Origin of the sequence: Streptomyces sp. DH-12 (genome assembly GCF_002899455.1) — a bacterium.
Classification (GTDB): domain Bacteria; phylum Actinomycetota; class Actinomycetes; order Streptomycetales; family Streptomycetaceae; genus Streptomyces.
Genome location: NZ_PPFB01000001.1, coordinates 2303195 through 2322195 on the forward strand (window position 1 = coordinate 2303195; position 19001 = coordinate 2322195).

General features: G+C 73.3%; 11 protein-coding genes. 2 read left to right on the forward strand and 9 right to left on the reverse strand.

From position 1 onward, the window contains the following. Window positions 1-96 precede the first annotated feature (96 nt). Window positions 97-2082, reverse strand: coding sequence for an acyl-CoA dehydrogenase family protein (locus C1708_RS09125; protein ID WP_106412189.1), 1986 nt, complete (start codon window positions 2080-2082; stop codon window positions 97-99). Between the two features lie 273 nt (window positions 2083-2355). On the opposite strand from C1708_RS09125, the gene C1708_RS09130 reads away from it, so the two are divergent. Beyond that, a complete protein-coding gene (locus C1708_RS09130) occupies window positions 2356-3366 on the forward strand; it encodes a LacI family DNA-binding transcriptional regulator (protein ID WP_106412190.1) in 1011 nt (336 codons plus the stop codon). A 51-nt stretch (window positions 3367-3417) separates the two neighbouring features. On the opposite strand, the gene C1708_RS09135 is transcribed toward C1708_RS09130, so the two are convergent. The 6 genes from C1708_RS09135 to C1708_RS09160 all read right to left on the reverse strand — a co-directional run bounded on the left by C1708_RS09135 (window position 3418) and on the right by C1708_RS09160 (window position 12231). Beyond that, window positions 3418-4131: a glycoside hydrolase family 12 protein gene (locus C1708_RS09135; protein WP_106412191.1), complete on the reverse strand. Its 714-nt coding sequence runs from the start codon at window positions 4129-4131 to the stop codon at window positions 3418-3420. Further along, the gene (locus tag C1708_RS09140; RefSeq protein ID WP_241911207.1) at window positions 4092-6386 is read right to left on the reverse strand and encodes a glycosyl hydrolase family 95 catalytic domain-containing protein; all 2295 of its coding nucleotides are present in this window, start codon (window positions 6384-6386) and stop codon (window positions 4092-4094) included. Before C1708_RS09140 ends, C1708_RS09135 begins: the two co-directional genes overlap by 40 nt. Further along, window positions 6383-8353, reverse strand: coding sequence for a beta-galactosidase (locus tag C1708_RS09145; RefSeq protein ID WP_106416224.1), 1971 nt, complete (start codon window positions 8351-8353; stop codon window positions 6383-6385). The genes C1708_RS09140 and C1708_RS09145 overlap by 4 nt, the downstream gene beginning before the upstream one ends. A gap of 145 nt (window positions 8354-8498) precedes the next feature. Next, window positions 8499-9455 (reverse strand): carbohydrate ABC transporter permease, encoded by a 957-nt coding sequence (locus tag C1708_RS09150; RefSeq protein WP_106412192.1) that lies wholly within the window; start codon window positions 9453-9455, stop codon window positions 8499-8501. Beyond that, window positions 9452-10516, reverse strand: a complete 1065-nt coding sequence (locus C1708_RS09155; protein ID WP_106412193.1) for an ABC transporter permease — start codon at window positions 10514-10516, stop codon at window positions 9452-9454. The genes C1708_RS09150 and C1708_RS09155 overlap by 4 nt, the downstream gene beginning before the upstream one ends. Before the next feature lie 26 nt (window positions 10517-10542). Beyond that, the gene (locus C1708_RS09160) at window positions 10543-12231 is read right to left on the reverse strand and encodes an extracellular solute-binding protein (protein WP_106412194.1); all 1689 of its coding nucleotides are present in this window, start codon (window positions 12229-12231) and stop codon (window positions 10543-10545) included. A 364-nt stretch (window positions 12232-12595) separates the two neighbouring features. On the opposite strand from C1708_RS09160, the gene C1708_RS09165 reads away from it, so the two are divergent. Beyond that, entirely contained in the window at window positions 12596-15439 is a 2844-nt protein-coding gene (locus C1708_RS09165) for a glycoside hydrolase family 3 C-terminal domain-containing protein (protein WP_106412195.1), read from the forward strand. 76 nt (window positions 15440-15515) lie between these two features. On the opposite strand, the gene C1708_RS09170 is transcribed toward C1708_RS09165, so the two are convergent. Further along, window positions 15516-16961: an aldehyde dehydrogenase family protein gene (locus C1708_RS09170; protein WP_106412196.1), complete on the reverse strand. Its 1446-nt coding sequence runs from the start codon at window positions 16959-16961 to the stop codon at window positions 15516-15518. A 345-nt stretch (window positions 16962-17306) separates the two neighbouring features. Beyond that, complete coding sequence (locus C1708_RS09175; protein WP_106412197.1) at window positions 17307-18896, reverse strand: PucR family transcriptional regulator; 1590 nt, start codon at window positions 18894-18896, stop codon at window positions 17307-17309. Between the last annotated feature and the right edge of the window lie 105 nt (window positions 18897-19001).

Consider the following 19001-nt stretch of genomic DNA (forward strand, 5'->3'; position numbering starts at 1 on the left):
GGCTCCCGCCCCGGTGCCCCGGGGGGCGCGTCCGCCGCGTGCGGGGAGCGGACGGAGGGGCCGTGCGCCGGGGCCGGCCCGCTCCCCGGGGCCGGCTCAGCGGACCGGACGGCGCACGTTCTCCCGGGTGGAGGCGCCGGGGGCGGCGTCCGCGATCCACGGCCCGTCGTCGGACGGGTCGATCACGCCCTCCTCCAGCCACGTGTAGGAGCCGCCGAGGACGTTCTTCACGACCTTGCGGTCGAGGTCGTCGGTGTTGCTCCAGAGCCGGCCGAACAGTTCCTCGACGCGCAGCCGCGCCTGGCGGCAGAAGGCGTCGGCGAGCTGGTAGGCCTCGCGGCCGTGCTCGCCGCGGGCGCGCAGGAGCTCCGCGCGGACGCACGCGGCGCTCATCGCGAACAGTTCGGCGCCGATGTCCACGATCCGGCCGAGGAAGCCCTGCTTGGTCTCCATCCGCCCTTGCCAGCGGGACATGGCGTAGAAGGTGGAGCGGGCGAGCTTGCGGGAGGCGCGCTCGACGTAGCGCAGGTGCGGGGAGAGGTCGATGCCGTGCTTGAAGTCGCCGTACGCGCCCGGGAGCTGTCCGGGTCCGGCGACCAGTCTCGGCAGCCACCTGGCGTAGAAGACGCCCGCGTTCGCGCCCGCCCGCGCCTTGTCGCCGAGGGTCTTGTCGGGGTCGATGAGGTCCCCGGCGACGGACAGGTGGGCGTCGACGGCCTCACGCGCGATCAGCAGGTGCATGATCTCGGTCGAGCCCTCGAAGATCCGGTTGATGCGCAGGTCGCGCAGCATCTGTTCGGCCGGGACCGCCCGTTCGCCGCGGGCGCGCAGCGAGTCGGCGGTCTCGAAGCCGCGCCCGCCGCGGATCTGGACCAGTTCGTCGGCCATCAGCCAGGCCATCTCGGAGCCGTAGAGCTTGGCGAGGGCGGCCTCGATGCGGATGTCGTTGCGGTTCTCGTCGGCCATCTGCGAGGAGAGGTCGACCACGGCCTCCAGGGCGAAGGTGGTCGCCGCGATGAACGCGATCTTGGAGCCGACGGCCTCGTGGTGGGCGACCGGCTTGCCCCACTGCTCGCGCTCGGCGGACCACTCGCGGGCGATCTTCAGGCACCACTTGCCGGCGCCGACGCACATCGCGGGCAGGGAGAGCCGCCCGGTGTTGAGGGTGGTCAGGGCGATCCTCAGGCCCTGGCCCTCCTCGCCGATGCGGTGGGACGCGGGGACGCGGACCCGGTGGAAGCGGGTGACGCCGTTCTCCAGGCCGCGCAGGCCCATGAAGGCGTTGCGGTTCTCCACGGTGACGCCCTCGGAGTCCGCCTCCACGACGAAGGCGGTGATGCCGCCGCGGTGGCCCTCGGACTTCGGCACGCGCGCCATGACGACGAGGAGGTCGGCGACCACGCCGTTGGTGGTCCACAGCTTCACGCCGTCCAGCACGTAGTGTCCCCCGCTCCCGGCTTCGCTCGAGCGGGAGGTGCCCCCGTCCTCGGGCACGGCGGTGGTGGCGAGGCGGGCCGGGTCGGAGCCGACGTCGGGTTCGGTGAGCAGGAAGGCGGAGATGTCGGTGCGGGCGCAGCGCGGCAGGAACGTCTCCTTCTGCTCGCGCGTGCCGAAGATCTTCAGCGGCTGGGGGACGCCGATCGACTGGTGCGCGGAGAGCAGCGCGCCGACGGCGGGGCTGACGGAGCCGACCAGGGCCAGGGCCTTGTTGTAGTACACCTGGGTGAGGCCGAGGCCGCCGTACTCGGTGTCGATCTTCATGCCGAGGGCGCCGAGCTCCTTGAGCCCGTTGATCACCTCGTCGGGGATGCGCGCCTCTCGCTCGATGGCGGCGCCGTCGACCTTCGTCTCGCAGAAGTCGCGGAGTCCGGCGAGGAACTCCTCGCCGCGCCGGACGTCCTCCTCGGCGGGGAGCGGGTGGGGGTGGACGAGGTCGAGGCGGAAGCGGCCGAGGAACAGTTCCTTGGCGAAGCTGGGCTTGCGCCAGTCCTGCTCCCGTGCCGCCTCGGCGACCTGTCGGGCCTCACGTTCGGTGACGGCCGGCCGGGACGGGGCCGGGGGTGTCTCGGGTACTGCGGACATGAGGCTCACCTCGCCGCGAATAGGATGGAGTCATGGCGGTACGGACGGGTGCTACTCGATCGTATGTACCCGATGTGTAGCGACCCCACCACCCTGCGTGCCGCCGTCCGGCCGATCCGCGCGCAGCCGCGACGGGGGAGGGCCCCTCCGTCGAAGCGCTTCGACTGTCTGGACATCGCGACCCCGTGGAAGCTAGGGTCGAACCGGTTCTCATGAGCTGTTTCACCGTCACCGCGCACAGTCGAAGCGCTTCACATCTCTGGGAGATGCCGGATGGTCACCCTCGCCGAGGTCGCCCAGCACGCCGGAGTCTCGGCGAGCACGGTGAGCTACGTCCTCAGCGGCAAGCGGTCGATCTCCGCGACCACCCGGCAGCGCGTCGAGCGCTCCATCCGCGAGCTCGGCTACCACCCCAACGCCGGCGCCCGCGCCCTGGCCAGCAGCAGGTCCAACATCATCGCGCTGATGGTCCCGCTGCGGACCGACATGTACGTGCCGGTGATGATGGAGATCGCCATAGCGGTCGCCACCACCGCCCGCACCCACGGGTACGACGTGCTGCTGCTCACCGGCGAGGAGGGCCCGGACGCGGTCCGCCGGGTCGCCGGCAGCGGTCTCGCCGACGGCATGATCCTCATGGACGTCGAGCTGGACGACGAACGCCTGCCCCTGCTGCGGGAGTCCGCCCAGCCGGCCGTGCTGATCGGGCTGCCCGCCGACACCACCGGACTGACCTGCGTGGACCTCGACTTCAGGGCCACCGGCGCGCTGTGCGTGGAGCACCTGGCCGGGCTGGGCCACCGGGACGTCGCCGTCATCGGCGAGGCCCCGGCCGTCTACGAACGGCACACCGGCTTCGCCGAGCGCACCCTGGACGGGCTGCGCACCCGCGCCCAGGAGACGGGACTGCGGCTGCTGCACCGTCCCTGCGAGGGCGGGTACGACGCGACGGCCGTGACGGTCGCCCGGATCCTCGACGAACGCCCCGGCACCACGGGCTTCGTGGTGCAGAACGAGGCGGCGGTCGAGCCGCTGCTCGCCCTGTTGCGGCAGCAGGGCCGGGCGGTGCCCGAGGACGTCTCGGTGGTCGCGGTCTGCCCGGAGCAGGTCGCCGTGCAGGCGTCGGTGCGGCTGACGTCGGTGTCCCTCCCCGCGCAGGAGATGGGCCGGCACGCCGTGGAGCAGCTGGTCGCGAAGCTCGACGGGCGGGGCGGCGACGAGGTCGTGCTGCTGCCGCCCGAGCTGACGGTCCGGGCCAGCTCGGGTCCCGCGCCGGTCCGCTGACCTGCCCCGTGCCGTCCGCACGGGTACGGACGGCACGGGGACGCGCGGCGGTCAGCCGCCGGAGACGGTCAGGCTGTCGGTGCGGAAGTCGAGGCCGCCGGCGGACGAGGTGATCTCGTAGCCGAACTGCACGTCGCCGATGGTCTCGTCGCCCATCCAGCCCTTGGTGTCCTTGATCCACTTCAGGACGGGGAGGATGTCGACGGTGCCGGAGGTGGAGTCCGAGGTGCGCAGGAACGAGAAGACCTCGTTGGCGCCGTTGTTCCCCTTGTACACGTTCCAGGTGTGGCCGCCGAGGCTCACGGTGCCCTGCGCGGTCCCGAGCGGACCGACGGCCCCGTTGTGGTTGACCCAGAGCATGATCTCGTAGTCGTAGTCCGTGTCCCAGATGTCGTACGAGGTGTTGTACGCGCCCGTCGACGGGACGGTGACCCGGTAGCTGCTGGTGAGCGAACGCAGCGAGGAGATCCGCTTGTCGATCACCTTCTTGGCGTTCGGGTAGGACTTGATGCCGCCGGTGTTCGGGTGGTCCGCCCAGACGCCCCAGTTGGTGCCGGAGTTGGCCCAGACGCACTGCGAACCGGCGCCGGAGCCCCAGATGTTGTTGTAGAGGATGTAGCCGTCCAGGGTGGTGTTGCCCCACTGGGCGCAGGAGTTCCAGACGGCGGCGTGCGCGGGCGCGGAGGCCGGTCCGACCGTCACGCCGAGGGCGAGGGTGGGGGCGATCAGCGCCCGGACGATCCCGCGCAGGGTTTTCGGTGCCATGGTGTTCCTTCCATGGGTGGGGGGACGTGCCTGGTCATCGCCGTCGCCGCCGGCAGCGGGACGACGCGCTCCTCACCGGCGGCCAGGTCGAGCGGCTCGGCGCCGGCGGGGGTCCACAGGGTGATGCGGTGGGTGCGGTCGGGCCGGAGGACGGCGGTGCCGCCGTCCGGTGTCCAGGTGAGGTCGAGTACGGCGCCGAAGCGGGTGCGGACGCCGGTCAGCCGCCCGCTCGGCAGCGCCGGGAGCGGGGCGGGCAGCAGCACCAGCCGGTCGGGGGTGGACTGCACGAGCGCCTCGATCAGCACGGCGGGCAGGGTGTGGGCGGCGTCGGCGTTGTAGACGTTCCGGTGCGGATAGTGGGCGCTCATCAGGGAGTCGTGGAAGAAGTCGCCGTCGAGCACGCGGCCGAGCGCGTCGGCCACCCGCTTGCCGTCCCGGAGCCGGGCGGCGATCAGGGCGTGGTGCAGATGGCCGTGCGCGGAGTCGTTCTCGGGGCCGCGCAGTTCGAGGGCGCGGCGGGCGGCCTCGGCGAGCTCCGGGGTGTCGTGAGGGGTGATCTCGTCCAGGGGCCAGACGCCGTAGAGGTGGCTGAGGTGACGGTGGTCGTAGGTGTCGTCCAGGCCGGGCCAGGCCCATTCGGCGAGCGCCTTGTCGGCGTTGACGCGGTGCGGGGGCAGCCGGTCGGCGAGGGCGCGCAGCCGGCCGGCGCGGTCCGGGTGGTACGCGGCGGCGGTGTGCAGGGCGTGCCGGGCGGCGGAGAGGTCCATGGCCGCGTTCAGCGCGCCCCAGCTGCCGTTGGCGGGACGGTTCTCGGGCGAGTAGGAGGGGACGACGGCCAGCGAGCCGTCGGGGGCGGTACGGGTGAGGAAATCCTCGTAGAAGTCGGCGACCTCGGCGAGCGCGGCGGCGGTGCGCGGGTCGCGGGCGCCGTAGGTCTCGTCGTGGTCGACGAGCGGCTTGAGCAGCCAGTCGGCGCCCGCGGTCCACAGGTGCAGGGGGTACTCGCGGCTGAAGTGGTAGCTGTGCCCGGACTCGCCGTCGGTGTGCGCGGGCGTGACCACCCCCCGGGCGCCGAACACCGCGCGGGCGTTGTCCCGCCAGTGGGGCGACTGGGCCTGGACGAAGGCCGCCAGGGCCTCGGTGACTTCCGGGAGGGCGGCCGCGGCGGCGGACGCGGTCTGGAGGTTGAGGTTGGCGTCCAGGGTGAACGCACCCGACCAGGCGGTGTCCCAGTCGCCGGTCCACAGCCCGGTGAGCCGGGGCGGGAACAGGCCGCTGGACGACAGCAGGTGATAGCGGCCGGCGGCGAACAGCCGCTCCAGCAGGGCGGTGCTCCGCGGCCGGGCGAGCAACGCGGATCCGGGCAGCGCCCGTTCGGCCGGGTCGGCGTCCAGGTCGAGGGTGACGCGCTGGTAGGCGGTGCGGTGCAGGGCGAGATGCCGGTCGAGGAGCCTGTCGTACGTCGGCTCGTCCGGGGTGAGCAGGTCGCGCAGGGCGCGGCCCTCGGCGGCCACGTCCGCCTCGCCGGTGTGCCGCAGCACCCGGGTGAGCAGCAGCACCGAGCGGGCGCCGGTGATCCGCGCCCCGGGCGGGGCGAGTTCGGTGCGCCCGCCGGTGACGGCGGCCACGGTCACGCCGGTGTACGCGAGGTCGCTGCCGGGGTAGCGGGCGCGCAGGCTGAGCAGGGCGCCCTCGGCGGTGAGGACGGCGCCGTGCCCGACGCGCAGCCCGGCGGGCGCGTTCGGCAGGCGGTGGTCCAGGGAGAGGTGGAGGGTGAGGTCGCGGCCGGTGACGTGCTGGACGATCACGTCGTCGGCGCGGGAGACGAGGACGCGGCTGGTGCGGCCGTCGTGGCGGGCGGTGGCCTCGCCGGTGGCGAAGTCGACCGCGCGGCGGTAGCCGGTCAGGCCGGCGGCGCCCTCGTGGTGGCGCAGGCGGATCTGGAAGGCGGGGTGGAAGGGCCGCACCCACTGGAGCGGGCGTCCGTCGGTGAAGTCCTCGGCTGCGGTGAGGTCGCCGGCCAGCAGCCGGTCCTGGAGGCCGGGGAGCGCGTCGGCCAGCAGGGGCGGCAGCCGGTGCCGGCCGCCCTCGTCGTCGCCGGGCCGGACGAGGGTGTGGTGGGTGACGACGGTCCGGTCGTCGTCCGGGTCGCCGAGGACGAGGGCGCCGTGCCGGCCGTTGCCGCACAGGAAGGCGTCCTCCCAGCGGGCGGCCGGCCGGGGCTCCCAGGTGCCGTGCACGGGTCCGGTGGTCATGGCGCCAGCACCGCCACGCCGTAGCGGCCGAGGGTGACCCGGTCGGTGACGGCGGCGCCGGTGAGCAGGTCGCGGTGGGTGCCGGGGACGTCCACGGTGACCTCGCCGCGGCCGTGGTGCAGCAGGAACAGCAGCCCGCCCCGGCGCACCGCCTCGACCTCGTCCGGGAGCCCGTCCAGCACCGGCCGCGCCCCCGCCCCGGCGGCGACGCGGGCGAGCAGGTCCCGCAGGGCGTCCGGTTCGGGCAGGGTGGAGACGTACCAGGCGCGGCCCTTGCGCAGCACGGCGGGCAGTCCGTCCAGTTCGCCGCCCCGGTAGGCCACGGTCTCGTCGGCGGTGCCGTCGGGTTCCAGTTCCTCGGACCACAGGGTGCCGCGCAGGCCGCCCTCCGCCTCCACGGTCGCGCCCGGCTCCAGCGGCCACCACTCGTGCAGGGTGCGGATGCCGAAGAGGGCGCGCAGCCGCTCGTCCATGCCGCCGGGCCGCACCCGGTCGTCCTGGTCCACGACGCCGGTGAGGAAGCCGCAGACCAGGGTGCCGCCGCCGCGCACGTACGCCACGAGGTTGTCGGCGGCCCGGTCGGTGAGGAGGTGCAGCTGCGGGACGACGACCATCCGGTAGCCGGTGAGGTCGTGCTCGGGGTGGGCGAAGTCCGTGGTGAGGTGGGCCCGCCACAGCGCGCGGTGCCAGGCGCCGAGGATCTCGGCGTGGCCGGCGGCGCGGGACGGGCGTGCCTCCTGGTCGCTCGCCCACCAGGCGTGCCAGTCGTGCAGCACGGCGACGTCGGCGGTGACCGCGCCGCCGGCGACGTGCGGGCCGATCCGTGCCAGGTCCGCGCCGAGCCGGCGTGTCTCCTGGTGGGCGCGGCCTTCCGGGCCGGCGTGGCCGAGCATGCCGGAGTGGAACTTCTCGGCGCCCTGCCGGGACTGCCGCCACTGGAAGTAGCAGACGGCGTCCGCGCCGCGCGCCACGGCCTGCAGCGACCACAGGCGGTTCAGGCCGCGCGGCTTGGGGCGGTTCACCGGCCGCCAGTTGACCGCGCCGGCCGCCTGCTCCATGAGCATCCACGGGCCGCGCGCCTGCGAGCGGGTCATGTCCTGCACGAGAGCCCCGTGCTGCGCGCCGCAGGGGTCGTCCGGGTCGGGGTAGAGGTCGACGGAGACGACGTCCTCCTCCTCGGCCCAGCGCCAGGCGTCCTGCCCGGACCACAGCGGCATGAAGTTGGTGGTGACCGGGAGGTGCGGGGTGTGCCGGCGGACGATGTCGCGCTCGGCGGTGAAGCACTCCAGGAGCATGTCGGAGGTGAAGCGCCGGAAGTCCAGCACCTGCGCGGGGTTCTTCAGGTAGTGGGTGCGCCGGGGCGGCAGCACCTCCGCCCAGTCGCCGTAACCCTGGCTCCAGAAGGCGGTGCCCCAGGCGGTGTTGAGGGCGTCGAGGGTGCCGTGACGGCGGCGCAGCCAGGTGCGGAAGCGGGCGGCGGCCTCGTCGCCGTGGTCGAAGGTGCAGTACTCGTTGTTGATGTGCCAGAGGGTGAGGGCCGGGTGGGCGGCGTAGCGGGCGGCCAGGTCCTCGGTGATCGCGGCGGCCAGGCGTCGGTAGGTGGCGCTGGAGTGCGAGAAGTGCTGGCGGCCTCCCCACAGTTCGGTGTGGCCGTCGGCGTCGACGGGCAGCGTGTCCGGGTGCAGCCGGCCCACCCACGGCGGCGGTGAGGCGGTGGGGGTGGCGAGGACGACGCCGATGCCGTTGTCGTGGGCCAGGTCCATCAGCCGGTCCAGCCAGCCGAAGTCCCGCTCGCCCGGCCGGGGTTCGATCCGGGACCAGGAGAAGACGCCGAGGGTCACGGAGTTGACCCCGGCCTCGCGCATCAGGCGGACGTCCTCCTCCCAGGTCTCCTCGGGCCACTGCTCGGGGTTCCAGTCGCCGCCGTAGAGGATGCGGCCGCGGGTGACGTCGTCCAGGCGGGGCATCAGACGGTCCCCCGGGTTCGGGCGGCGGGCGCCGCGCACCGGCGGACGGAGGGCACGAACATGTCAGGTCCTCGGAACAAGGGGCGGTCGGAGAGGCTGCGCGGGCGCGGGACGCCCGGTGTCACCGGGCGTCCCGCGCAGGGGGTCATCCCTTGACCGCCCCGGTGAGCATCCCCTTCTTGAAGTGCTTCTGGACGAAGGGCGAGAGCACGGCCACCGGCAGCAGGGCCAGCACCATCACGGCCATCTGGATGGCCAGCGGGGACAGCTGCCCCGTGTTGATCTGCGCGGCCAGTCCGACGGGCCGCTCCTGTTTCTGCACCAGCTGGATCATGACGTTCTGCAGCGGCATCATGTCCTGGTCGGTGAGGTAGATGGAGGCGTTGAACCAGGCGCTCCAGTACCCCACTGCGTAGAACAGGGAGATCACCGCGATGACCGCGCGGGACAGCGGCATCACGATGCGGAACAGGATCCGCCACTCCCCCGCGCCGTCGATGCGGGCGCTGTCGACGAGCTCCTGCGAGATGTTCATGAAGAACGCGCGCAGCACCAGGATGTTGAACACGCTCACCGCGCTCGGCAGGATCAGCGCCAGATAGGTGTCGGTGAGTCCGAGCGCCTGCACCAGCAGGTAGGTCGGGATGAGCCCGGCGCCGAAGAACATGGTGGCGAGCAGGGTCATCAGGATCCAGCGGTGGCCCAGCGAGCCGCTGCGGGAGAGGCCGTAGGCGCAGAGCACCGACACGGCCATGCTGAACAGGGTGCCGACGACGGTGACGCCGACGCTGACCAGGGCGGCGCGCTGCACCTGTCCGCCGCCGAGCAGCTCCTGGTAGGCGACGAAGGTGATGCCCTTGGGGATCACCACCAGGCCGCCGGCCTCGTCGATGGTCTTCTTGGTCTGCAGACTGGTGACGATCACGATCCACAGCGGGAAGAGGATGGCCAGGCAGGCGAGACCGAGGGCGAGGCCCTTGCCGGCCTGTCCGGCGCGGGACGGCTCCTCCTCCCACACCGGGCGGGGCGGCGCGGACCAGCGGCCGGGCTTCTTCGCCCGGGTCTTCCCGGGGTCCGGGCGGGTGCCGAGGACGGCGGTCATTTCTTGTACACCCCCTGCTCGCCCATGAGGTGGGCCACCTTGTTGGCGGTGAGGACCAGGCCCAGGCCCACCACGCCCTTGATGAGTCCCGCCGCGGCGGCGTAGCTGAAGTCCTGGTTGCGGATGCCGTTCCACCACACGTAGGTGTCGAGGACCTCGGAGGCGTCGACGCCCACCGCCTGTCTCTGCAGCAGCAGTTGCTCGAAGCCGACGGTGAGGGCGTCGCCGACGCGCAGCACCAGCAGCAGGGCGATCACCGGGCGCAGCGCGGGGAGGGTGACGTGCCACATGCGGCGCCAGCGTCCGGCGCCGTCCATGGCGGCGGCCTCGTACAGGTCGTTGGAGACGGAGGAGAGGGCGGCGAGGAAGACGATGATGCCCCAGCCGGCGTCCTTCCAGACGGTCTCGGCCGTCACCAGGTACTTGAAGATCTCCGGGTTCGTCATCAGGTCGAAGCCCTCGTAGCCGTGGCGGCGGAGGGTCTGCGCGATGATGCCGGCGCCGCCGAAGATCTGCATGAAGACGGTGACGACGAGCACCCAGGAGAAGAAGTGCGGCAGGTACATGATCGCCTGGGCGACCGCCCGCACCCGGGGCCGCACCACGCTGTTGATGAGCAGCGCGAGCAGGATCGGGATCGGGAAGTAGAGCACCAGCTGGAGGAAGAACAGCACGAAGGTGTTCCGCACCGCGTGCCAGAAGGCGGAGTCGGCGAAGATCCGCTCGAACTGCTCGAGGCCGACCCACGGGCTCTCGAAGATGGCGACGAAGCCGTTCTCGCTGAGATAGGGGTCGTAGTCCTGGAACGCGATCACGTTGCCGAGGATCGGCACGTAGTTGAAGACCAGGACCAGCAGCAGGGCGGGGACGGTCATCAGGATCAGCGTGCGGTCGCGCCGCCACCTGAGCCGGAACCCCAGCCTGCCGGAGTTCTTCCTCCCGGGTCCCCGCCCGCCCCGCCGGGCCGCGGCCGGGCCCTTGGGGGACCCGGCCGCCTCGCCGGCGTCCTGCTGGGGTGTCTGCGCCTCGGTCGTCCCCCGAGGCACCGTGCTGTGCGACACGGCCGTCTCCTTGCCTCAGGTCCGGGTCAGTCGGCCGAGCCGTTGTCGTCGAGCAGCTTGCGGTACCAGTCGCGCAGCCCGTCGCCGCCCCTGCTCCGCCAGTCGGACACGGCCTGCTGCACGTCACCGATCTTCTTGCGGCCGCGCACCACGTCGTCCTCGAGCTGCTCGAAGCCGTCGGCGAGATTGGACCAGCGGGTGGGCTCGGTGACGGTGAGCCCGAAGAACGACGACTTCTTGGTGAAGGCCCCCATGCGCTGCTGCCACTCGACCATCCCCTTGGTGACCTCGGGCAGGTCGGGGTAGGCGATGTACGGGGCCGGGTTGCCGGTGTAGTCGTAGGCGCCGTTGACCTCGTTGACGCCCTGCTGCGTCTTGACCGGCAGGCCCTTCTCGACCGTGTAGTCGGTGCCCTCGACGCCGTAGGCGGTGAGCATGAACTCCTTGGTGCCGTACGGCGCGGCGCAGAAGTTGCAGAGCGCGAGGAAGTCCTTGATCTGCTGCTCGGACGCCTTCCTGGAGACGAAGGTGAAGATGTTGGCCGGCTGGACCGCCCACAGGGTGGGATCGCCGCCGTCGGGGCCGAAGTAGTCGAACGCCTCCATCTCGAAGCCGGCGTTCTGCGTGCGCTGTTCGGCGGTCTTGCCCCACCAGTCGGAGATGTTCTGGTTGTAGACCAGCACCTCGCCGGCGGTGAACCGGTTGCCCGCGTCGCCGCCCGCCTTGCCCTGCACCGCGTCGGGGTGGACCACTCCGGCGGCGTACAGCTTGCGGGTCCACTCCAGCGCCTCGAGGTACTGCTCGGTCTCGATGCGGTTGACCAGCTTGTCGCCCTCCAGGTTCCACCAGAGCGCCTTGTCGCTGCCGGAGAGGACGCCGAAGATGTTGAACGCCGTCCACTTCATGTCGTCGCAGGCCCACAGCTTGGACTTGGCGTCGGTGGCCTCCTTCGCCCACGCCAGGAACTCGCCGGGGTCGCCCGGGACGCTGTATCCCCGCTTCGCGAACAGGTCCTTGCGGTACAGCGGCGCGATGTCGGTGACGTACGAGGCGGGCATCGGGACGCCGCGCAACCGGCCGCCGAAGATGCCGCGCTGCCAGGCCTCGGTGGGGACCGCGGCGAGGTTCGGGTAGTCCTTCACCTTGTCGCCGGAGAGGTAGGGGCCGAGGTCGGCGAACTTGGCGTTGATCGCGCCGGGGATGCGGCCCATCAGGTTCCAGCCGGGGACGACCACGACGTCCGGGACCTCGCTGGAGGCGAGCACCGCGCCGAGCTTCTGGTCGTAGGTGACGCCGTCCTGGTTCTGCCAGGTGACGTCGACGCCGACGGCCTCGTTCATCGCGGTGTAGTACGGGTTGTCGCCCTTCGGCGGGGTGCCCCAGAACGGCGACATGACGGTCAGTCCGCCGCCGCTGCCCAGCTTCTTCGGCACCGAGGTCTTCAGCTCGGCCGTGGGGATCGCCCGGGTGAAGCCGGCCGCCGACCCGTTCTTCGCCGGGATGTCCGGGGTGACGACGTTCGACGCCACGAACGCCGGGAGGATCTTCGCGGCCTCCTTGCCCGAGGTGGTGCCCTCCTTGCGGCCCTCCTGGCCCCCGCCGCCGCAGGCGGCCAGCAGCGGCGTCCCCGCGGCCACCGCCGCGGTGGCGGCCGCCGTGGAGGCGAGGAAGCTTCTCCGGCTCGGCCCGGAGGAGGAAGCGGCGTTCGGCGTCATTGCGTCAACCCTTCGTGGCGCACCAGGACACCCGGCAGGTGGCCGTCGGCTGTGGTGTCTTCGGTGGAACTGGCCGATCGGAAGCGGTCGTCCGGCGGGAGATGCACGCCCTCACGGCGGCCTCGCTGTCGAAGCGCTTCGATGTGCTGCGAGGTTAGGGGAACACCCAGAGGCGCACAAGAGCCGATTCGATAATTCCTGAGACAGATGCGCGATCACTTGGGAGGGGAGTCAGGAGAGCGAGGCGCCGCACGACAGAACGACGCAGGGGTCTCCGCGCGCGGATCCCTTGACACCCGGCACGACCGCACCGAGCATCGAAGCGCTTCGAAAGCGCAGCGCTCCATCCCGAGGGGACTCCCACGTGACCGCACCCACCCCGCCCACGCCGCCGTTCCGCGACCCGGACCTGCCGTTCGCCGAGCGCATCGACGACCTGCTGTCGCGGCTCACCCTGGACGAGAGGATCGGTTTCCTGCACCAGTTCGCCCCGGCCGTCGAGCGGCTGGGCGTCGCCGCGTTCCGCACCGGCCAGGAGGCCCTGCACGGGGTCGCCTGGATGGGCCCGGCGACCGTCTTCCCGCAGGCCGTGGGGCTGGGCGCGACCTGGAACGAGGACCTGGTGCGCCGGGTGGGCGAGGCGGTCTCCCGGGAGGCCCGCGCGATGCGCGCCCGCGACGAACGGGTCGGCCTGAACGTCTGGTCGCCCACCGTCAACCTGCTGCGCCACCCGCTGTGGGGCCGCAACGAGGAGGGCTACTCCGAGGACCCGCGGCTCACCTCGGCGATCGCCACCGCCTACACCCGCGGCCTGCGCGGCGACCACCCGGTGTACTGGCGCACCGCGCCCGTCCTGAAGCACTGGCTGGCGCACAACAACGAGACGCGCCGGGACACCGCGTCCAGCTCGGTACGGCCGCGCGTGCTGCACGAGTACGACCTGCGGGCCTTCCGCGACACCGTGGAGGCGGGCGCGGTGGCCGGGGTGATGCCGGCGTACAACCTGGTCAACGGCCGCCCCAACCACGTGTCGCCGTACCTGCGCGAGCAGTTGCGCACCTGGACCGAGGAGGAGCTGCTGGTCTGCTCCGACGCGGGGGCGCCGTCCAACCTGGTCGACTCCGAGCACTACTTCGACACGCACGAGGAGGCCACGGCGGCGGCACTGCGCGCGGGCGTCGACAGCTTCACCGACCACGGCACCGACAGCACGAAGATCGTCGCCCGGCTCAAGGGGGCGCTGGAACAGGGCCTGTTGACCGAGGAGGACATCGACACGGCGGTCCGGCGGCAGCTGTCGGTGCGGTTCCGGCTCGGCGAGTTCGACCCGGACAGGGACCCGTACGCCGACGAGCGGGCCTTCGACACCCCCGAGCACCGGGCGCTCGCCCAGGAGGCCGCCGAGCAGGCGGTCGTGCTGCTGAGGAACGACGGCCTGCTGCCGCTCGCCCCCGGCCTCCGGATCGCGGTGACCGGGCTGCTCGCCGACGAGTGCAAGCTCGACTGGTACAGCGGCGGCCTGATCCACCGCTCCACCCCGCTGGAGGGCCTGTACGAACGGTTCGGCGCCGACCGCGTGGAGTTCGCCGAGGGGGTGGACCGCGTCCTGCTGCGCACCTCCTCCGGCGCCTTCCTGCACGTGCCGCCCGCGCCCGACGCCCCGGAGACGGCGCGCGGCGCCGAGGGCGCCCTCGACCCTGCGCTGCTCGCGGGCCGCACCGACCTGCCGCCGCTCACCGCGGGACCGGACGGCACCGAACTCGCCCTCGTGGACTGGGGCGACGGTGTGCTCACGCTGCGCGCCCCGGACGGCCGGTACCTCTCGGTCGCCGATGACGGGTACCTGCGCGCCTCCGCCGACCAGCCGGGCGGCTGGATCGTGCAGGAGACGTTCCGGCTGGAGCCGCACGGCGACGGCCACCTGCTGCGCCACCTGGGGACCGGACACCCCGTGCGGGTCACCCCGGACGGGGTGCGGGCGGCCGAGGGCGAGCCGGAGGTGTTCGAGCTGGTCGTCACCGAGCGCGGGGAGGACGCCGTGGCCCGTGCCGCCGCCGGGGCCGACGTGGTCGTGGTGGTCGCCGGCAACGACCCGCACATCAACGGACGGGAGACGGAGGACCGCACCACCCTGCGCCTGCCCGCCCAGCAGGAGCGGCTGCTGCGCGCCGCCCGGACCGCCAATCCGCGCACGGTGCTGACCCTGGTGTCCGCCTACCCGTACGCGGTGGACCCGGCGGACCTCCCGGCGGTGCTGTGGACCGCGCACGGCGGCCAGGCGGCCGGCACGGCACTGGCCCGGGTGCTCGCCGGGGACGTCTCCCCCGCCGGGCGGCTGCCGCAGACCTGGTACGCCGCCGACGCCGACCTGCCGGACCTTCTCGACTACGACGTGATCGGCGGGCGCCAGACCTACCTCTACTTCGAGGGCGCCCCGCTGTTCCCCTTCGGCCACGGCCTGTCCTACGCGTCCTTCTCCTACGGGGAGCTGACGGCGGACGTGACGGGCTCCGGGGTGCGGGTCGCGTTCGAGGTGACCAACACCGGCGCGGTGACGGCCGACGAGGTGGCCCAGCTCTACGGGCGGGCCCCGGACCCCTCGGTGCCGCGTCCGCGCCGCGAACTGCTCGGCCACCGCCGGGTGACGCTGACGCCCGGGGAGAGCACCCGGCTCTTCTTCGACCTGCCGCTGTCCGCGTTCGCCTTCTGGGACGTGGCGGCCGGCCGGTGGCGCGTGGAGCCGGGGGCGTACGAGCTGCTGGCCGGCGCGTCCAGCGAGGACGTGCGGCTGCGCACCACGGTCACGCTGGAGGGCGAGCCGGGCGGTCCGCGCCCGGTCGTCGAACGCGGCCTGGAGGCGGCCGGCTTCGACGAGCAGAGCGGCACCGAGATCGTCGACCGGACGAAGGAGGCCGGCGACGCGGTGACCCCGATCGACGGCAAGGACGGCGAACTCCTCTACCGGCGCTGCGACTTCGGGGCCGGGGTGCGGGAGGTGTCCGTGGAGGTGTCCGGCACGGGCACGGTCGAGGTCGTCCTCGACGGCGGCCCGCCGCCGGCCTCCCTGTCCTCGGACGCGCCCACGGCGGACCCGTACGCGTACGTCACGCTGACCGCGCCCGTCGCCGGGGCGCCCGGCGGGGTGCGGGACGTACGGCTGCGGGTGCGCGGGGCGCTGCGGGTGGCGCGGATCGGCTTCGGGGTCTGAGACCCGGCACGGCCGTGCGAGGGCCCGGCGCCGAACGCGTTCGGCGCCGGGCCCTCGCACGGCCGGCGTCCCTCCGTCAGAGGGCGAGACCGGTGAGGACCATCACCCGCTCGTAGGTGTAGTCCTCCATCGCGAACCGCACGCCCTCACGGCCCACACCGGACTGCTTGGCGCCGCCGTACGGCATCTGGTCGGCGCGGTAGGAGGGCACGTCGCCGATGACCACGCCGCCGACCTCCAGCGCGCGGTGGGCGCGGAAGGCCGTCTGCAGGTCGTGGGTGAACACGCCCGCCTGGAGGCCGTACTTGGAGTCGTTGACGGCGGCGAACGCCTCCTCCTCGCCGTTCACCTTCCGCACCGTCAGCACCGGCCCGAAGACCTCCTCGCAGGAGAGCGTCACGTCGGCCGGCACGTCGGTGAGCACGGTCGGCGCGTACGCGGCGCCGTCGCGCTTGCCGCCGGTGAGGAGGGTGGCGCCGGCCTCGACGGCCTCCTGCACCCACGCCTCGACGCGCTGGGCGGCGTCCTCGCTGATCAGCGGGCCGACGTCGGTGGCGTCGTCGCTCGGGTCACCGGTGACCTGGGCCTCCACGGCGGCGACGATGCGCGGCAGCAGCCGGTCGTACACCGAGGCGTCGGCGATGACGCGCTGGACGGAGATGCAGGACTGGCCGCCCTGGTAGTTGGAGAAGGTGGCGATGCGGTTCGCGGCCCGGTCCAGGTCCTCGTCGCTCGCGAAGTCGGCGAGGACGACGGCCGCGCCGTTGCCGCCCAGCTCCAGGGTGCAGTGCTTGCGCGGCACCGAGTCCATGATCGCGTAGCCGACCTTCTCGGAGCCGGTGAAGGAGATGACCGGCAGCCGCTCGTCCTGGACCAGGGCGGGCATGCGGTCGTTGGGCACCGGCAGGACGCTCCAGGAACCGGCGGGCAGCCCGGTCTCGGCCAGCAGCTCACCGAGGATCAGTGCGGACAGCGGGGTGGCCGGCGCCGGCTTCAGCACGATGGGCGCGCCGGCGGCGATCGCCGGGGCCACCTTGTGGGCGCACAGGTTCAGCGGGAAGTTGAACGGCGCGATGCCGAGGACGACGCCCTTCGGGAAACGGCGGGTGAGGGCGAGCCGGCCCTGGCCGCCCGCGTCGGTGTCGAGCCGCTGGGCCTCGCCGCCGTTGAAGCGGCGGGCCTCCTCGGAGGCGAAGCGGAACACGGACACGGCCCGGCCGACCTCGCCGCGGGCCCACTTCATCGGCTTGCCGTTCTCGGCGGAGATCAGCTCGGCGATCTCCTCGGTGCGCTCGGCCAGCCGGCGGCTGACGTGGTCCAGGGCGGCGGCCCGGACGTGGGCGGGGGTGGCGGCGAACTCGTCCCGCACGGCGTACGCGGCGGCCACGGCCTCCTCGACCTGGGCGTCGGTCGGCACGCTCACGGCGCCGACGACCCTGCCGTCCCAGGGGGAGGTGACGTCGAAGGCGGTCTCGCCGGTGGCCTGGCGGCCGGCGAGCCAGAAGGCGTGGGTGGAAGTCATATGAGGTCCCGGCCCTTCCGCGGAGGAGGTGTACGTGGGTTGCTGGGCTCCACGGTAGGTGCGGCGCGGCGGCCCGGCGTTTGTCCTGCGCGGAGTACTGCCCCGGAATTCCGTGCCACTTTGGCAGCACGGGCGGGACCGGGCACCGGGGTCTGTCCGGCGGACCGAGCCGGAGGGCGTCGGCAGCGCCTCGCCGGGCAGGCGAGCGGGGTCCGGTGCGTCCGGCCGCGAGCCGGAGAAAGCACTCGACGCGATGAGGGTCCCCTGCCGGAGCGAAGCCGGGAGCGGGGGCGGCGGCCGACGGCGCCGCGTCCTCGGCGGGACCCGTCGCGCAGGCCCCGCGGCTCAGGCGGTGTCCGCGGCCGTCGCCTTCAGCGCGAGCCACAGCTCCATGCGGACGTCCGGGTCGTCCAGGGAGCGGCCGAGGATCTCCTCGACGCGGCGCATGCGGTAGCGCAGGGTGTGGCGGTGGACGCCGAGGTCGGCGGCGGCCGCGTCCCACTGGCCGTGCCGGGAGAGCCAGGCGCGCAGGGAGGCGACGAGGTCGCCGCGGCCGGTCGCGTCGTGGTCGCGCAGCGCCCGCAGCAGCCCGTCGGCGAACGCCTTCACCGCGTCGTCGGCGAGCAGCGGCAGCACGGAGCCGGCGGCCATCTGCTCGTGCTCCACCAGCACCCTGCCCCGTCGCCGGGCCACGGACAGCGCCTGCTCCGCCTGCTTGTAGGCGGCGGACGCGGCGATCGGGCCGGCCGGTGCGGACAGGCCGGCGACCAGGTCGTCGTCGTTCGTCTTGCGGGCCGCCTCCCGCGCGGCGGCGTGGTCGCAGCAGGCGCCGACGACGGTGCCGCCGTCGGCGGCCAGCACGATCAGCCGGTCCCCCTCCGGCACCACGAGGACCGCCTCGCCGGAGCGGGCGGCGGCGGACTCGGCGGCCTCGGCGAGCGCCCCGAGGGCGTCGGCGCCCGCGTCGCCCTGCGCACGGGCGGCGGGGGCGGCGCCGGTCTCGGCGACGATGATCCGGAACGGCGCGTCGAGCAGGCCGCCGTACAGGTCCCCGGCGACCGCACGGGCGTGGTCCGGCTCCCCGGCGAGCAGCATGCGCAGCACGGCCGCGCCGATGCGCTGTTCGGCCGCGTGCAGGGAGCGGGAGCGTTCGGTGGTGAGGGTGAGCAGCGCGACGGCGGAGTGCACGGCGTAGCGCTCGGCGGTGCCGGGGGCGGACGCGGTGCCGACGGCGAGGGCGGCGCGGGGACGGCGTCCGGTGCCGAGGGAGTGCAGCTCGACCCGGTCCTCGTTCTCCGGTCCCGCGACCACCGACGAGGCGGGCGCGGGCCGTTCGCGCAGCCGCGTGACCTCCGCGGTCAGCCGGGCGGCGCGCCGGCCCGCCCAGTCCGGCGCCGCGGCGACGACCGCGCCGGAGGCGTCGTACAGGGCGGCCCACCCGTCGACCTGGGCGGCGAGCGCCGCGAGCAGGCCCTCGGGGCCGTCCGTGAGGGTGTGCCGGGTGAGTTCCCGCTGGGCGGCGAAGCCGGCGGTGACCGCGCGGTACTGGTCGGCGGCGATCGCGGCGGACACGGCCTTGCTGATGGCGAGGAACGGGGTGCGGCGCGGCACCTCCAGCAGCGGCAGCCCTTCTTCCTTCGCGGCCTCGACCAGCGCCTCGGGGATGTCGTCGTAGTGGACGCCGACGGCGAAACCGAGTCCGACCACGCCCGCGCCGACCAGCCGCTTCACGTAGCGGCGCATCGCGTCCCGGTCCTCCGCGTCGAGTTTCAGCGCGGTGATCAGGAGCAGCTCGCCGCCCTCCATGTACGGCACCGGGTCGGCGAGCTCGCTGGCGTGCGCCCAGCGGACGGGCGCGTCGAGGCGGTCCTCCCCCGCGCGCACGGTCAGTTTGAGCGCGGAGTGGTGGACGAGCGAGGCGAGCGTCGGGGGCATCGGGGCGGTGAGCCTTCGGGTCGGCGATCGGGTGTGCAAGAACGGTGATCACTTGGCCGTCTCGTATGAACGACCTGTGTCGATTCTGCCTCACCGTACGACCCC

Bases quoted from the DNA above. Each gene is read 5' to 3' on its own strand.
- C1708_RS09125 (WP_106412189.1), bottom strand. From the start codon at position 2,082: ATGTCCGCAGTACCCGAGACACCCCCGGCCCCGTCCCGGCCGGCCGTC.
- C1708_RS09130 (WP_106412190.1), top strand. From the start codon at position 2,356: ATGGTCACCCTCGCCGAGGTCGCCCAGCACGCCGGAGTCTCGGCGAGC.
- C1708_RS09135 (WP_106412191.1), bottom strand. From the start codon at position 4,131: ATGGCACCGAAAACCCTGCGCGGGATCGTCCGGGCGCTGATCGCCCCC.
- C1708_RS09140 (WP_241911207.1), bottom strand. From the start codon at position 6,386: ATGACCACCGGACCCGTGCACGGCACCTGGGAGCCCCGGCCGGCCGCC.
- C1708_RS09145 (WP_106416224.1), bottom strand. From the start codon at position 8,353: ATGCCCCGCCTGGACGACGTCACCCGCGGCCGCATCCTCTACGGCGGC.
- C1708_RS09150 (WP_106412192.1), bottom strand. From the start codon at position 9,455: ATGACCGCCGTCCTCGGCACCCGCCCGGACCCCGGGAAGACCCGGGCG.
- C1708_RS09160 (WP_106412194.1), bottom strand. From the start codon at position 12,231: ATGACGCCGAACGCCGCTTCCTCCTCCGGGCCGAGCCGGAGAAGCTTC.
- C1708_RS09170 (WP_106412196.1), bottom strand. From the start codon at position 16,961: ATGACTTCCACCCACGCCTTCTGGCTCGCCGGCCGCCAGGCCACCGGC.
- C1708_RS09175 (WP_106412197.1), bottom strand. From the start codon at position 18,896: ATGCCCCCGACGCTCGCCTCGCTCGTCCACCACTCCGCGCTCAAACTG.